This window comes from Rhodococcus sp. 06-235-1A, assembly GCF_002258785.1.
Taxonomy (GTDB): domain Bacteria; phylum Actinomycetota; class Actinomycetes; order Mycobacteriales; family Mycobacteriaceae; genus Rhodococcoides.
Window position 1 is genome coordinate 102,187 of sequence record NZ_NOYI01000002.1, and the last position, 13,292, is coordinate 115,478.

A 13,292-nucleotide genomic window follows, 5' to 3' on the forward strand; every position below is an offset into this window, starting at 1 on the left:
AATCCGCCCTGATCAGTTGATCAGGGCGGTTCCCACACCGGCAGCGGCCAGGCCCCACAGGACGCTGGCGAAGGTGCCGATGATGAACTGTTCGGAGGCATGGGATTCGCGGAGTTCGGGATAGCGCGCGAGTCCCTTGACTGCCAGCACGATGGCGATCCCTTCCGGCCACCCGGCGAGGATCGACACGGCGACGGCCACGCGTTCGAGGATGCCGATGGTCAGTCCACCACGAAGCGGCTCGACCGGATCGTCTCCGGTCGAGTCGTTCTGTCGTCGTGCGACGCGAAACACGGTGGGTACCATCGCTGTTCCACCCAGGGCCGCAGCGACGACGCTCAGGACGATTCCGATCGCGTGGCCGATCCCCTGGGCGGGTCCGGCCACTGTCGCCAGAATGGCGGCCACGGCCAGCAGTGCCGATGCCGATGCAGTGGGTATCCACTGGCGGAGACCGGTGCCGGCAGGGACCAACGCGGCGAGTGCGGTCAGTGCCAGCAGCACGAGTGTGACGATGATCATGATCGGCGACTTCCTGTCGAGTTCGCGGCGTCGAGCAACCGCGCCGCAAGGGTGCGTCCGGCGTTTTCGACCTGCCAACCGGCGACCGAAAGTCGTTGCGACATAGCTTGTTTGCTGATCTTCAACCGGTCTGCTGCATCGGTTTGCGACAACCCACCGGCCATGAGTGCAACAGCTTCTCGCCCGTGGTCCGAGCGTCGATTGACGAGCAGGGCGACCAGTGTCGATGCGGTCTCGGCGTCTTCTGCAGCAGCGGCATCGGGACCGCTCACGGCAATCGAGGCAGGGGCGCTCTTGGCTCTGGTCACGGCATCTCGGGCGGCCTCGAATGCCGGGCCGCGTCCGGCTCGCGTCGTTTCGGGGAGCGGAAGCTCGACGGAACCGATGCCGATCCCCACACTCCAATGCGGTGTGGCCACCAGTTCGAGGGCGATGGACACGACAGTGCTGGCGTCCTCGCACACGGCCTGTACCTCGTCTCCTGCGGTGCGATCGAAGGGACGTAACAGCCCGTGGTCGCGATAGCGATCGAGGAGGTCGGGCACGCGATCGACATCGCGTCTACTTCGACGTTGGTCCACGGTCAGCACGAACATCGGACAAGGCTAGATCATTGATTCTCACTAGTCAAGCTTCAAGGCTTGATTGATCGGAGTCAAGGCTCTTGCCCTGTCGACCGCCGACGGTCGCAGGCTCGGAGCGCACGCCTCGCGAGAGCCGCCAGTCCACGACCAGGCCGATCAGGCCGATTGCAATGCACACAGCAGACAGCACCAGCAGTGCCGGATGCGTCTCGCCTCCGATGGCCCCGCCGATCACGACGATCCCCAGAGTGCCCGGCAGCATGCCCGCCGCGGTTGCGACGGCGAACGGCACAGGACGCACCGCCGATACTCCGCACGCATAGTTCACCAACGAGAACGGCACCGGGGCGATCAGGCGCAGCGAGCCGACAGCCAGCCATCCTCGTCGGCGCAGGCTGTCGTCGATCGAGTCCAGAGCCGAATGTGACATCCGCGCCGCGACGGCCTCCCTGCCGATCGCGCGGACCAGAAGCAGAGCCAGGACTGCGCTGACCGTCGACGCGCCGATGGTGACGGCCAACCCGGTAACCGGCCCGAACAGCACACCGGCACTGAGGGTGAACAGGGTTCTCGGGATGGGCGCGATGGTCACGATCGCGTGCACGGCGAAGAACACGAGCGGAAAGGCGGGACCGACCGATGTGCCCCACTGGCGAATCTGTTCCACGCTCGGATGAGGTGCGAACACGGCAACGAGGGCGAAGAGAACGATCACCGCCATCAGCGCGAGCAGTCGGAGGTCTCGCAGGTGCCGGGTCACGAGAGGCCAGCGTACCGGCGTGAGGTGACACACTCGCTTTCTCGAGTCGGAGGGTCCACTGTGCGGCACCGAACGTGAGGTGATCCTCACGATAACCTGCAACGTAGTGGGGTTAGCATCACTTCAAGTCGGGTGCAGGACTACCCGGCCGAACCGAGGGAGCAGCACACGTGTCCATCGCATCGCACGAAGATGCCGCACGCAGCGCTCATGCGGCCTGGCAGAAGGCAGTGGCCGGTGTCCTGGCCAAATCTCGCCGGGTCGACGTGGCCGATCTGCCCGACGATCCCGAACATCTTCTCGATTCCACGACGTACGACGGGATCACCGTGTCCCCGTTGTACACCGCGTTCGACGAACGCCCGGAAGGTCCCCTGCCGGGGCAGTTTCCATTTCTGCGTGGCCGCGACCCGCACCGTGACGTCAACGCGGGCTGGAAGGTGTGCACTCGGCACGGTTCCAGCGCCGGCGACGACGCACCCGCGCTCAACACCCAGATCCTCGACTCGCTCTCCAACGGCACCAGCGCCCTGTGGTTGACGGTCGGCAGCCGCGGCGTCGATCCGACTGCGCTGGCGGACGTTCTGAGTGGGGTGTATCTCGAGCTCGCACCGCTGACGATCGACGCCCGCGAGGATGTGTCCGCAGCAGCCGCCGCGGTGTTCGGCGTACTCGATTCGGCCGATATCGACGATCGCGCCGCAGTCGACATCCGGCTCGGCGTGTCCACTCTCACAACGGGATTGGGCGGAACCGAGTCGATCGAGATGGCCGAGACGCTCGAGTTGGTTCACCGGTCCATCGCGCGCACCGAGTCGGTTCGTACGATCACGGTCGACGGCACCGTGTTCCACAATCTCGGGGCCGCAGATGCGCAGGAGCTCGGTGCCGCGATCGCCGCAGGCCTCGAGTACCTCCGATCCATGACCGACTCCGGTATCGGCATCTCCGACGCCCTGCGACAGGTCGAGTTCCGATTCTCCGCCACCGACGATCAATTCCAGACCATCGCCAAGTTCCGGGCTGCGCGCACGCTCTGGGCACGCATCGCACAGGTGTGCGGAGCCCCGGACGCGGGCGACGCTCCTCAGCATGCGGTGACCTCGGAAGCGATGATGTCGCAGCGGGATCCATGGGTGAACATGCTGCGGACCACCTTGGCGTCGTTCGGAGCGGGAGTGGGTGGTGCCGATTCGGTGACCGTGCTGCCGTTCGATGCCGCACTCGACGGCGGAGCAGCCGGAGTGTCGAAAACGTTCGCGGCCCGCATCGCCCGAAACACCCAGCTGCTGCTGCTCGAAGAAGCGCATCTCGGGCGAGTTCTGGATCCCGGTGCCGGGTCCTGGTACATCGAGGAACTGACGGCCGCGGTCGCCGCGAAGGCCTGGGAGTTCTTCCAGACCATCGAGGCGTCGGGTGGATTCCGGGCCGCCGTCGACGACGGCTCCCTGGTGGCCGCCATCGAGAAGACCCGCGCCGAACGCGATTCCGACATCGCCCACCGGGTGACCCCGCTGACCGGCGTCAACGAATTCCCCAACTTGGCAGAGGCTCCACTGAGTCCCGAGCAGACCGCGCAGCAGGGTTCGGCGGCGGTGTACCGGTACGGCAGAGCGTTCGAGGCGCTCCGGGACCGGTCGGATGCATTTCTGGCCGAGCACGATTCGCGGCCCACAGTCCTCCTGGTGCCGCTGGGCAGCGTCGCCGAACACAACGTCCGAACCACGTTCGCGTCGAACCTGTTGGCGTCGGGAGGAATCGAGGCCGTCAATCCCGGTCCACTGACCGTCGACGGTATCGCCGCAGCAGTCGAGGCTTCCAGTGCTTCCACAGCGGTCGTGTGCGGCACCGACAAGCGATACGCCGACGAGGCCGCCACTGCCGTGGACGCGCTCCGCGCTGCAGGCGTCACGCAGGTTCTGCTCGCCGGACCGGAGAAGATCTTCGCCGGAATCGACGGTGCCTCGCGTCCCGACGGATTCCTCACCGCGAAGGTCGACGCCGTCGCCGTTCTGACCGAACTTCTCGACACCCTGGGAGCCTCGAAGTGACGACCGACGAGAACCGAACCTCACACACCATCGGCAGTTTCGCCGACGTACCCCTGATCGACCCCGACGAGCCGACACCGTCGCCGCCGTCGGCCGAGGACGTCGCCGCTCATGTGGAGCAGGGTGCGAAGGCCAATTTCTACACTCCCGATCAGGTGGTGTGGTCCACCCCCGAGGGTATCGACGTCAAGCCGGTGTTCACCGAGGCGGATCGTGACGCGGCGGAGGCCGAGGGCTATCCGCTGCACAGCTATCCGGGTGCCCCGCCGTTCCTCCGCGGCCCGTATCCCACGATGTACGTCAACCAACCGTGGACCATTCGTCAATACGCCGGATTCTCCACCGCGGCCGAGTCCAACGCCTTCTACCGCCGTAACCTCGCGGCCGGCCAGAAGGGCCTGTCGGTGGCGTTCGACCTGGCCACCCACCGCGGGTACGACTCCGATCATCCGCGCGTGCAGGGTGACGTCGGAATGGCCGGTGTGGCAATCGACTCCATCTACGACATGCGGCAGCTGTTCGACGGTATCGATCTCGGCAGCGTCTCGGTCTCGATGACCATGAACGGAGCGGTGCTGCCGATCCTGGCGCTGTACGTCGCGGCAGCCGAAGAGCAGGGCGTCGGGCCGGAGAAACTCGCCGGCACCATCCAGAACGACATCCTCAAAGAGTTCATGGTGCGCAACACCTACATCTATCCGCCGAAGCCGTCGATGCGCATCATCTCGGACATCTTCGCGTACACCAGCGAGAAGATGCCGAAGTACAACTCGATCTCCATCTCCGGCTACCACATCCAAGAAGCCGGTGCCACAGCCGATCTCGAACTGGCCTACACCCTCGCGGACGGTGTCGAGTACATCCGCGCCGGCCTCGACGCGGGCATGGACATCGACACGTTCGCGCCGCGACTGTCGTTCTTCTGGGCCATCGGAATGAACTTCTTCATGGAGGTCGCCAAGCTGCGGGCCGGGCGCCTGCTCTGGGCCGAGCTCGTCCAGCAATTCGAGCCCAAGAGCGCCAAATCCCGTTCGCTGCGCACTCATTCGCAGACGTCTGGTTGGTCGTTGACTGCACAGGACGTCTTCAACAACGTCGCGCGTACCTGCGTCGAAGCCATGGCCGCTACCCAGGGGCACACCCAGTCCCTGCACACCAATGCGCTCGACGAAGCACTGGCGCTGCCGACGGACTTCTCGGCCCGAATCGCTCGCAACACCCAGCTGCTCATCGCTCAGGAATCCAACACCGTGCGCCCGATCGATCCGTGGGGCGGCTCGCACTACGTCGAATGGCTCACCCATCAGCTCGCGAATCGAGCTCGCGCACACATCGCCGAGGTCGAAGAAGCAGGCGGCATGGCTCAGGCCATCGGCGAGGGCATTCCCAAGCTGCGCATCGAGGAGGCGGCGGCCCGCACCCAGGCTCGCATCGACTCCGGCCGTCAGCCCCTGGTGGGCGTCAACAAGTACGTGCCCGACGAGCCCGACACCATCGAGGTGCTCAAGGTCGAGAACTCGAAGGTTCGGCGTGAGCAGATCGAGAAGCTCGAGCGACTGCGGGCCGAACGGGACACCGCCGAGGTCGAGGCTGCGCTTGCGAACCTGACCAGAGCGGCCGCCTCGGATCAGCCGGGGATGGAGAACAATCTGCTGGCCCTCGCCATCGACGCCGCACGCAAGATGGCCACCGTCGGCGAGATCTCCGATGCACTCGAGAAGGTCTACGGGCGCCATCAGGCCGAAATCCGGACAATCAGTGGTGTGTACCGCGACGAAGCAGGCAAATCCGAGAACATCACCCGCGCCACTGCGCTGGTCGAGCAGTTCGCCGAGGACGAGGGTCGTCGGCCCCGTGTGCTGGTGTGCAAGATGGGTCAGGACGGGCACGACCGTGGCCAGAAGGTCATCGCAACGGCGTTCGCGGACATCGGCTTCGACGTCGACGTCGGCCCACTGTTCCAGACGCCGGAAGAGGTGGCCCGCCAGGCCGCCGACAACGACGTGCACGTCGTCGGAGTGTCGTCGCTGGCGGCGGGCCACCTGACGCTGGTGCCCGCATTGCGTCAGGCCTTGGCCGACGTCGGCCGCGAGGACATCATGATCGTGGTCGGTGGCGTTATCCCGCCCGGCGATTTCGACGAACTCTACGCAGCGGGCGCCGCGGCGATCTTCCCTCCGGGCACCGTTATCGCCGATGCCGCGATCGGGCTGGTGGAGAAGCTGTCGATTTCGCTCGGGCATGCACCACGCGAGGCCAACGCCTGAGTATGGGTTCTCCGAACGACAACACGAGTTCCCCGACCGGCGCGGCATCGCCGAGAGGCCGGATGATCGACATCGATAAGGTGGCCGACGCGGTCCGAGCGAACGAGCGATCCGGTCTGGCGCGTGCCATTACCCTGGTCGAGTCGACCCGATCGGATCATCGAGACCTGGCTCAGCAACTGCTCCTTCGTGTGTTGCCCGACGAAGGTGGCTCTCACCGGGTCGGTATCACCGGAGTGCCGGGGGTCGGTAAATCGACGTTCATCGACGCGCTCGGTATGCGGTTGATCGAGAAGGGCCACCGAGTCGCGGTGCTTGCGGTCGATCCGTCGTCCACCCGAACCGGCGGTTCGATCCTGGGCGACAAGACCCGGATGTCGCGTCTCGCGGTGCAGGAGAACGCATACATTCGGCCGTCTCCGACGTCGGGAACTCTGGGCGGGGTCGCACGTGCGACGAGGGAGACGATCGTGCTCCTCGAAGCGGCAGGCTTCGACGTCATTCTGGTGGAGACGGTGGGCGTCGGGCAGTCCGAAGTGACGGTCGCGAACATGGTCGACTGCTTCACGTTCCTGACGCTGGCGCGCACCGGAGATCAGTTGCAGGGCATCAAGAAGGGCGTTCTCGAACTCGCCGACCTGGTTGCCGTCAACAAGGCCGACGGCAAGCACGCGACCGACGCGAAGAACGCGGCGCGGGAATTGGCGGGCGCGCTGCGGCTGATCTATCCGCACGACGCGATCTGGAAGCCCCCGGTGCTGACGATGAGTGCCATCGAGGGCACCGGACTCGACGAGTACTGGGACACAGTGCTGCGTCATCAGCAAGTGCTCAGTGACGCAGGCGAATTCGCAGAGAAGCGTCGCAAGCAGCAGGTCGATTGGACGTGGACGATGGTCAACGATCAACTGTTGCGAAGGCTGGCGCAGAATCCCTCCGTCAAGGCCATCCGCGGCGACGTCGAAGCCCGGGTACGCGACGGTTCTCTGACTGCCGCGCTGGCCGCCCAGGAGCTACTCGACGCCTTCGACTCCTGAATCTGCCTCGGCGACCGGGACCGCGGGATAGAGCCGGGCGGCGAGCGCTCCGACCCGTTCGATCAGTCGGTCGAAGAACGCCTCCGGATCGGTGCGCGTCGCGATCGCGGCATTGGGGGCCTTGCCCCACATTCCGCGCCAGTCTGCGACCGTCGTTCCGCGCGTGAGGGTTCCGGCGAGCTCGACGTCGACGGTCGCGTGTCGGTAGGTGGCGATATCCGCATCCAGTGCAACAGCGGCGGCGAACGGATCGTGCATGTGCGCCAGGAATCCCTGATCGTGATCGCGATGGAATTCCAGGTAGAACCGCACCGCGTCGGAGAAGTGCCGCACGATCGGATTCGACGCGGTCGACCGAACACCGGGTGCATCGTCGGGCGAGATCACCTCGCCCGGGGAGCTTCCGGCCCGATCGGCAAGCCGCCGAACATGTTCCGGCGTCATCTCGATGGTCTCGGTGATGTCGAGCGCACAGACGATGGGGCGACGCTCTGCAGGTAGTCCGGAGAAGGCTGCGAACACCTCCGAGGCGGCCTCCGGGTCAACCGCGATGTTCCATTCGCTGGTCGGCGTCGTGTTGCCCTGGTGCTGAAACGCTCCGCCCATCAACACCAGTCGCTTCAACAGTCGAGGCAGCTCGGGATCACGGCGGATCGCCAGCGCGAGATTGGTCAGCGGACCGGTGACGAGGCCGGTGATCTCGCCCGGACGCGACCGGACCAGCTCGATCCACATCGTGGTGGCGTCTCGCTCCGACAGCGACCGCGATGAGACCGGAAGTTCCGCATAGCCGATGCCCTGCGGCCCATGAGTGTCCTCGGTGGTCATCAGCGGTGCCACGAGCGGCACCTGCGCCCCGAGGGAAACTTCGACATCATCCGCGCGGCACAGGTCGAGCCAGGCCAGATTGTTCGCCGCCACCTGGTTCACCGGTACATTGCCCGCGGTGGATGCAATACCGAGGATCTCGGCGTCCTCGCTGGCGAGCAGATAGAGGAGGGCGAGCGAGTCGTCGATTCCGGTGTCGACGTCGACGATCAAGGGGACGGTCACGCCGACACCTCCGTTGTCGGGTTGTGCCGCACCGGAAAATTGACCGAACGCGCGATGAAGCACTTCGACGACGCAGATGCGTGCAGTTTCTCGGCACGGGACACCATCGACGGGTCCGCAACTCTCACGAGCGGAGCCAACGTCACCTCGACGAACTCGCCCGACCCGTCGGATTGCTCGGTCATCACTCCGGTGGGGGAGTCGACGTAGTCGGTGACGACCACTCCCGACGCAGCGGCCAGGCCGAGGTACCAGAGCATGTGGCAGCTCGACAGCGAGGCCACGAGGAGCTCCTCGGGATTCCAGCGTTCTGCATCACCGCGGAAGCTCGGATCGGAACTTGCTGCGAGATCGGGTTTCCCTGGAGCCGAGACAACGTGGTCGCGGTCGTAGCAGGAGGCGCCCGACGTCCCCTGGCCGCGGTTGCCCGTCCAGTTGACCGTGAGTCCGTAGTTGTGGTTCGGCACGACTACATCGTGCCAGGCCTCGTTGCCCCGTCGTCGCGCACGCCGAGTACGCGTGTCCGTATTGCGATCATTGCACCAATTGTCAAGGTAGTGACCAAGATTCGATCGACCGACCTTTACCTGGGGGAATGTACACAGTTACTCGCCGATGTCCGTTTCGGCGTTTGTCCGCTGGTCATTGTGCTCGCTAACGTTGCTGCAATGACGGTTGCGCAAGATCCAGAATCGCCCGAGTCGTCGCCCCAGATCCCCAAATGGGGCCAGCGCCACGTCAAGCGTCTGCGGCGTGACGCCTTCTTCGAACGTATGCGTCGCAAGCCGGCGATGTCGGAAGACAGCATCACGGTCGTCGACCAACCGATGCTCAAGCGCGCCGTCTCAGCAGCTGCACTGGGCAACACGATGGAATGGTTCGACTTCGGCGTGTACGGCTACTTGGCCGCGACGCTGGGCAAGGTGTTCTACCCCGACGCGTCGCCCGCGGTTCAGTTGCTGTCGACCTTCGCAACGTTCGCGGCAGCGTTCGTCGTACGGCCACTCGGTGGACTCTTCTTCGGTCCTCTCGGCGACCGGATCGGACGTCAGAAGGTTCTGGCCGCGACCATGATCATGATGTCGATCGGCACCTTGGCCGTCGGCCTGATTCCCAGCTACGCCTCCATCGGAATCTGGGCTCCCATCCTGCTGCTGGTCGCCCGCTTGGTACAGGGATTCTCCACCGGCGGTGAATACGGCGGTGCCACAACGTTCATCGCAGAATATTCACCCGACAAGCGGCGCGGGTTCCTCGGCAGTTGGCTCGACTTCGGCACCTTCGTCGGATATGCGCTGGGGTCCGGGTTGGTGACGATATTGAATGCGGTACTGGGCGACGCCACCATGATCGAATGGGGTTGGCGCATACCGTTCTTCATTGCCGGTCCGATGGGCATCATCGGTTTGTACCTGCGCCTCAAGCTGGAGGACACCCCTGCGTTCCGCAAGCAACTCGACGAGCACGACTCCAAGGTCAAGGCGCAGGAGACCGGCCGTAGCTCGATCGGAAAGATATTCACGGTCCATTGGAAAGCACTGCTGATCTGTATGGGAATCGTGTTGCTGTACAACGTCACCAATTACATGGTGACCTCGTACCTGCCCACGTATTTCACCGAGGTCGTCGGTCGCAGCCAGCTCAGCGCCGATCTCTTGGTCCTGTCGGCGATGGTCGTGGTCGTGTCCATCATTGTGGTCGTCGGCCGGCTGACGGACCGAATCGGCCGCAAGCCGGTGTTCGTGTTCGGCGCCATCGGGCAGATCGTCCTGGCCATCCCGTGCTTCCTGTTGATCCAACGCAGCGGGTGGATCGGGCCTCTCGTTGCTTGCTTGCTGCTGGGGGTCGTGCTGGCGTGCTTCGCCGCACCCAGCGCCTCGACGTTGCCTGCTCTGTTTCCGACCCGAGTGCGCTACGCCGCGCTGTCCATCGGATTCAACCTGTCGGTGTCGATCTTCGGTGGCACCACACCGCTGGTCACCTCGGCCTTGGTCACGTCGACCGGCAACAACATGATCCCGGCCTACTACCTGATCCTCAGTGGCGTCATCGGTCTGATTGCCGTCGGTTTCCTACGCGAGTCGGCCACTCAGCCACTCGACGGTTCTCCACCCCAGGTGGATTCGACCGAGGAAGCCAAGGAGCTCTACACCGAGGTCTCCTCGGCCTCTCCGCGGTCGTAACGGCCGCCGTCGATCAGTTCCGCTTGGCCCAGATCTCCATTCCGGCCGCGTTGAGACGATCGACGAGAACGTCGCCGATTGCAGTGGCCGGAGTCAGAACGCCGCTGGCCTTCGGCAGCGCGTCCCCGCCGAGTACCAGCGCGAGCGCCGACTCGGCGAGCATGACGGCCGTCGCCTTGTAGCCGGGGTCTCCTGACGCCTTGACCCGGGCCCGATAGCGAGCACCCGAGGTGGTGAGGGTGTACAGGTCGACGGTGAAATGCCCCTTCTCGCGGGCTTTTTCGCTGGGACCGGTACCCGGCTTGGGCAGGATGCGATCGAGGACCTTGCCCGGCAGCACCGTCATGGCGGACACGCCGACGAACAGTCCGGCAGAGAGAGCTCCGGCGAGAACAGGGCTGGCGAACGACGAACCGACGCTCATCACTTCGCTGTAGCGGAACTGCTTTCCGTAGGCCCAATCACGAAGTGCGTTGCTGCGCCGGACGACGCGTGTGTTGTACGAGGCCATCACGAACGGGGCCTTCCATCCGCGCAGGCTCGGGTCGATCTTCTTGCCGTCGATCAGGACGGTGTCGAGTTGACGGCCGAGCTGCGGCTCGAGGCCTCGGTCCGGGCTCAGTGAGTACGGTCGAGCGGCGATCCGTCGGGCCCGCTTGTCCTTCTTCATCGCCTCGATCTGTCCTCGCAGCGAATCGATGGTGCCGCCGCTGACTCCACCGGACATCGAGGTGACCACCAGCGTCGTATCGGTGAGTTCGCCTGCGTTGTCGGCCGTCACAGCCTCGTACAGGGCATGCACACCGATGTCGGACGGGACGGAATCGAATCCGCACGAGTGGACGATGCGTGCTCCGGTGCGCTGAGCGATCTCGTGATTGGCGTCGATGCTCTCGCGGGCGAACAGGACCTCGCCGGTGAGGTCGACGTAGTCCGTGCCGGCTTCGGCGCAGGCCGTTGCCAGAGCCAAACCGTACTTCGCATACGGGCCGACCGTGGTGATGACGACCTTGGTCGATCGGGCCATGGCCTCCAGAGACGGAATGTCGGTGGCGTCGGCCACGAGTGCCGACCAGTGCGCGGCCTTCGGCCCGAGTTCTTTCTGTGCGGCCTGTACCCGCGCTGTCGAGCGACCGGCGAGAGCGATGCGCGTTCCGGCCGGAGCGTGCTCGGCGAGGTACTTCGCAGTCAGCTTTCCGACGAAGCCGGTGACGCCGTAGACGACGATGTCGTGAGTGCGATCGGGGCCGATGGTCGAGTCCGAAGCAGGCGAGTTCATACCAGCGACACTAACGCGGTTGCCGCGGCGAGTCGAAGCGCCTCAGTCGGTCCAGGTGTGGACCGGCTCTCCGGAGTTCATCAGCGTGACGTAGTCGCCCAGCATTCCGGCAAGGGCACGATCACGCTTGTCGCCTGCACGTTCACGGGCGACGACGGCGTTGCGCTGCCATACCGAGCCGGACTGCTTTGCCAGGCACCGTGCCTCGATCACGCCGAGGTACCGGTCGCGGACGTCCGCGTCCACGCCGTAGGCCGCCAGTCCGGCATCGGCCATCGGGAGCAGTCGACGCAGAACCAGTTCCTGGGGGCTCACCCAGCCGACTTCTGGCCAGTACAGCATCGAGTCGAATCCGCCCCGCGCGGCAGAGTGCACGTTCTCCTCGGCGGCGTCGAACGACATCTGCGACCACAGCGGCCGATCGGCGTCCGCCAACGCCCGCACCGTGCCGTAGTAGAACGCGGCATCGGCGAGAGTGTCGACCACCGACGGTCCGGCCGGGAGGACGCGGTTCTCGAGCCGGATGTGGTGACCGTCGCCGGACCGGTCGTAGATCGGCCGGTTCCACCGGTAGACGGTTCCGTTGTGCATGCGCAGCTCGGACAGCGACGGAGTCTTGCCCTCGGCCAGAGCGGCCTTGGGATCCTCCTCGCTGCAGACGGGCAGCAACGCCGGGAAGTAGCGCGAATTCTCCTCGAACAGATCGAAGATCGATGTGATCCACCGTTCACCGAACCACACCCGTGGTCGGACACCCTGATTCTTGAGCTCCTGCGGCCTGGTGTCGGTGGCCTGCTCGAACAGCGGAATGCGAGTCTCGTGCCACAGCGCGCGACCGGCGAAGAACGGCGAGTTGGCGGCAAGGGCCACCTGAACTCCCGAAAGAGCCTGCGCTGCATTCCAATACGACGCGAACTCGTCCGGAGCCACCTGTAGGTGCAGCTGAACCGACGTACAGGCTGCCTCGGGGAGGATCGTGTCGGTCACGATGTCCAGGTCCTCGGCGATAGCGGCACCGGGCAGCCGAACTCCGCCGATCTTCAGTTCGATGTCCTCGCCTCTGGCGGCGAAGATCTGTTGGTTGAGCAGGTCGTACCGAGGATTGGCCGAGAGCCATCGGTGCTCGAAGTGCTCCTCGTCCAGGGTCGGGAGCATGCCGATCATGGCGAGACGACTTCCCGAGGTGCGGGCGCGTGCGTCCGCAGCATTCAGCGATCGACGCAGGTCCGTTTCCAACTCGGCGATAGAGGCACCACGCAACGGCCGAGGATCGACGTTGATCTCGATGTTGAACTGGCCCAACTCGGTTTGATAGTCGGGGTCGGCGATGGCGTCGAGCACGGCGGCGTTGGCCATCGAGGGTGCCATGTCGTCGTCGACGAGATTGAGCTCGATCTCCATGCCGATCTGCGGTTCACCGACGTGAAAGGTCTCGTCGGCCAGCATGATCGCCAAGGCGTCGAGACAGTCCTGAACTTTCTGACGGAACTCGTGTCGATCCTGCCTGGTGAACTTACGGCGCTCGACGTCCTCGCCCATGGTGACCGCCTATCGGT

General features: G+C 65.0%; 11 protein-coding genes. 4 read left to right on the forward strand and 7 right to left on the reverse strand.

What is annotated here, in order from left to right:
• Positions 1-12: 12 nt before the first annotated feature.
• The 3 genes from CH275_RS00545 to CH275_RS00555 are packed head-to-tail and all read right to left on the reverse strand — an operon-like array spanning position 13 to position 1,866.
• Positions 13-522, reverse strand: a complete 510-nt coding sequence (locus CH275_RS00545) for a hypothetical protein (RefSeq protein ID WP_094674220.1) — start codon at positions 520-522, stop codon at positions 13-15.
• Complete coding sequence (locus CH275_RS00550; RefSeq protein WP_094674222.1) at positions 519-1,118, reverse strand: hypothetical protein; 600 nt, start codon at positions 1,116-1,118, stop codon at positions 519-521. Before CH275_RS00550 ends, CH275_RS00545 begins: the two co-directional genes overlap by 4 nt.
• 31 nt (positions 1,119-1,149) lie before the next feature.
• Positions 1,150-1,866, reverse strand: a complete 717-nt coding sequence (locus CH275_RS00555) for a TVP38/TMEM64 family protein (protein ID WP_179275902.1) — start codon at positions 1,864-1,866, stop codon at positions 1,150-1,152.
• A 170-nt stretch (positions 1,867-2,036) separates the two neighbouring features.
• On the opposite strand from CH275_RS00555, the gene mutA reads away from it, so the two are divergent.
• The 3 genes from mutA (at position 2,037) to meaB (ending at position 7,221) form a co-directional block, all read left to right on the forward strand.
• A complete protein-coding gene (gene mutA, locus CH275_RS00560) occupies positions 2,037-3,917 on the forward strand; it encodes a methylmalonyl-CoA mutase small subunit (protein ID WP_094674224.1) in 1,881 nt (626 codons plus the stop codon).
• Entirely contained in the window at positions 3,914-6,184 is a 2,271-nt protein-coding gene (gene scpA, locus CH275_RS00565) for a methylmalonyl-CoA mutase (RefSeq protein ID WP_094674226.1), read from the forward strand. Before mutA ends, scpA begins: the two co-directional genes overlap by 4 nt.
• A gap of 62 nt (positions 6,185-6,246) precedes the next feature.
• Entirely contained in the window at positions 6,247-7,221 is a 975-nt protein-coding gene (gene meaB / locus CH275_RS00570; RefSeq protein WP_094674603.1) for a methylmalonyl Co-A mutase-associated GTPase MeaB, read from the forward strand.
• Here the strand turns inward: meaB and CH275_RS00575 are convergent.
• On the reverse strand, positions 7,198-8,274 hold the full coding sequence (locus CH275_RS00575) for a nucleoside hydrolase (protein ID WP_094674228.1): 1,077 nt from the start codon (positions 8,272-8,274) through the stop codon (positions 7,198-7,200). The genes meaB and CH275_RS00575 overlap by 24 nt on opposite strands.
• Entirely contained in the window at positions 8,271-8,741 is a 471-nt protein-coding gene (locus tag CH275_RS00580) for an OsmC family protein (protein WP_094674230.1), read from the reverse strand. Before CH275_RS00580 ends, CH275_RS00575 begins: the two co-directional genes overlap by 4 nt.
• 306 nt (positions 8,742-9,047) lie before the next feature.
• Here CH275_RS00580 and proP point away from each other — a divergent pair, with 306 nt between their 5' ends.
• The gene (gene proP / locus CH275_RS00585) at positions 9,048-10,457 is read left to right on the forward strand and encodes a glycine betaine/L-proline transporter ProP (protein WP_373453661.1); all 1,410 of its coding nucleotides are present in this window, start codon (positions 9,048-9,050) and stop codon (positions 10,455-10,457) included.
• A 13-nt stretch (positions 10,458-10,470) separates the two neighbouring features.
• Here the strand turns inward: proP and CH275_RS00590 are convergent, their stop codons facing one another.
• Both CH275_RS00590 and CH275_RS00595 read right to left on the reverse strand, forming a co-directional pair.
• The gene (locus CH275_RS00590) at positions 10,471-11,736 is read right to left on the reverse strand and encodes a saccharopine dehydrogenase family protein (protein ID WP_094674234.1); all 1,266 of its coding nucleotides are present in this window, start codon (positions 11,734-11,736) and stop codon (positions 10,471-10,473) included.
• 42 nt (positions 11,737-11,778) lie between these two features.
• Positions 11,779-13,275, reverse strand: coding sequence for a glutamate-cysteine ligase family protein (locus CH275_RS00595; RefSeq protein ID WP_094674236.1), 1,497 nt, complete (start codon positions 13,273-13,275; stop codon positions 11,779-11,781).
• Between the last annotated feature and the right edge of the window lie 17 nt (positions 13,276-13,292).

Coding starts and splice junctions, on each gene's coding strand:
- CH275_RS00545 (WP_094674220.1), bottom strand. CDS start 522: ATGATCATCGTCACACTCGTGCTGCTGGCACTGACCGCACTCGCCGCG.
- CH275_RS00590 (WP_094674234.1), bottom strand. CDS start 11,736: ATGAACTCGCCTGCTTCGGACTCGACCATCGGCCCCGATCGCACTCAC.
- CH275_RS00550 (WP_094674222.1), bottom strand. CDS start 1,118: ATGTTCGTGCTGACCGTGGACCAACGTCGAAGTAGACGCGATGTCGAT.
- proP (WP_373453661.1), top strand. CDS start 9,048: ATGCGTCGCAAGCCGGCGATGTCGGAAGACAGCATCACGGTCGTCGAC.
- meaB (WP_094674603.1), top strand. CDS start 6,247: ATGATCGACATCGATAAGGTGGCCGACGCGGTCCGAGCGAACGAGCGA.
- CH275_RS00595 (WP_094674236.1), bottom strand. CDS start 13,275: ATGGGCGAGGACGTCGAGCGCCGTAAGTTCACCAGGCAGGATCGACAC.